Genomic DNA, 2,053 nt, shown 5'->3' with positions numbered 1-2,053 from the left:
ACTTATTACAGTAAAAGCATTTCGTAAATTAAAAGAATCACCCGTTATTGCGTACCCGAAAAAACAAAAAGGAAGCAAAAGCTACGCCCAAAAAATTATTGATGTCTATTTCAGTGCAAATGAAAAAGATATGCTGGGCCTTGTGTTTCCAATGACAAAAGATCCTGCTATTTTGGAAAGAAAATGGACCGAAACGGTAGAACGAGTATGGGAAAAGCTCCAGGAAGGAAAAGATGTAGCATTTGTCACAGAGGGAGACCCTATGCTTTACAGTACGTTTATTCACATGATGCGTCTAATGCAAGAACGTCACCCTGAAGCTCCGATTCAAGTAATTCCTGGTATTTCATCGATTAATGGAGCTGCATCTCGTTTAGGTATTCCGTTAGCAGACGGTGATGAACATGTAGCAATTGTTCCTGCTCGTGAAGATTATAAAACAATGAAAAAAGTATTAATGGAAAACGACTGCGTCATTTTTATTAAAGTGGCCAAAGTCATCGATTTTATGGTCGGTCTTTTAAAAGAGCTTGATCTGCTTGAAAAAGCGTCAGTGGTGACAAAAGTAACGTCAGATGAAGAAATTATCTGGAAAGCTTCAGAACTAGAAGGAGCCGATTTACAATACTTAACGCTAATGGTGGTGCGAAAATGAAGTTATACATAATCGGAGCTGGACCCGGAGATCCAGATTTAATTACCGTAAAAGGCTTAAAATTACTTCAGCAAGCAGATGTTGTCTTGTACGCTGACTCACTGGTAAGTCAAGAGCTAGTTGCTAAGTCTAAACCAGGAGCTGAAGTGTTAAAAACAGCGGGTATGCATCTAGAAGAAATGGTCGGTACGATGCTTGAACGCATGCGTGAAGGAAAAATGGTTGTAAGAGTACATACCGGAGATCCTGCTATGTACGGAGCCATTATGGAACAAATGGTGCTTTTAAAAAGAGAAGGCGTTGCTATTGAAATCGTTCCGGGCGTCAGCTCCGTATTCGCTGCTGCTGCAGCGGCTGAAGCAGAATTAACCATTCCAGATTTGACTCAAACGGTTATTTTAACTCGTGCTGAAGGAAGAACGCCTGTACCTGAGTTTGAAAAATTAACTGATTTAGCAAAACATAAATGTACCATTGCGTTATTTTTAAGCGCGACGCTCACAAAAAAAGTAATGAAAGAATTTATAAGCGCGGGTTGGAGTGAAGACACGCCGGTTGTAGTAGTCTATAAAGCAACGTGGCCAGATGAAAAAATTGTTCGCACAACGGTAAAAGACCTCGATGATGCTATGCGAACAAACGGCATTCGCAAGCAGGCGATGATTTTGGCAGGCTGGGCACTTGATCCACACATTCATGACAAAGATTATCGTTCAAAACTTTATGACAAAACATTTACCCATGGCTTTCGAAGAGGAGTGAAGTCGGAATGATTCAACTCCAAGAAGGAAAAAAAGCCCTCATTACACAGCGCGGAGATTATGCCGTTGTAGCTATCACAAAACACGGCGTAGAAATTGCAAGAAATCTAGGCCGCACTTTTCAGCAGTCTGATGTGTATTACATGAGCAAGTTTGAAAAAGGAGACGAACAAGAGCAGAACATCCAGCTGTTTTCAGGAAGCGTTCGGATGCTTTTGCCTTCTCTTTTTGAATCGTATAAAGGACTTATTATTATTATCTCACTGGGAGCAGTTGTGCGTATGATTGCCCCTATTTTAAAAGATAAGAAAACGGATCCTGCGGTTGTTGTCATTGATGATAAAGGTGAAAATGTCATTAGCGTGCTTTCGGGTCATATCGGAGGAGCAAATGAGCTTACGCGTGAAGTTGCGGCAGCTCTTGAAGCTCATCCTGTCATTACAACAGCATCCGATGTGCAAAAAACAATTCCGGTTGATTTATTTGGTAAGCGCTTTGGATGGGTGTGGGAATCAGCAGAAAAACTAACGCCTGTCAGCGCTTCTGTGGTGAATGAAGAAGAAATAGCAGTGGTTCAAGAATCAGGTGAAAAGAACTGGTGGCATTATGAGCACCCTGTTCCAGCTAACATTAAAAC

The 2,053-nt window shown here is 41.3% G+C and carries 3 protein-coding genes; all 3 read left to right on the top strand.

Going from position 1 to position 2,053, the window contains the following annotated elements; all coding sequences use genetic code 11:
• Window positions 1-655 (top strand): precorrin-2 C(20)-methyltransferase (gene cobI, locus AC1DRF_RS24755; RefSeq protein WP_477741937.1); only part of this gene is annotated, 655 nt, incomplete at its 5' end.
• Window positions 652-1,428, top strand: a complete 777-nt coding sequence (cobM, locus tag AC1DRF_RS24750; protein WP_427076418.1) for a precorrin-4 C(11)-methyltransferase — start codon at window positions 652-654, stop codon at window positions 1,426-1,428. The genes cobI and cobM, both read left to right, overlap by 4 nt.
• Window positions 1,425-2,053, top strand: a 629-nt coding sequence (locus AC1DRF_RS24745; protein ID WP_477741936.1) for a cobalt-precorrin 5A hydrolase, incomplete at its 3' end; no start/stop codon positions are given. The genes cobM and AC1DRF_RS24745, both read left to right, overlap by 4 nt.

This window comes from Priestia sp. P5_B4, from assembly GCF_056400385.1.
This window is presented reverse-complemented; position numbering and strand designations above follow the sequence as displayed.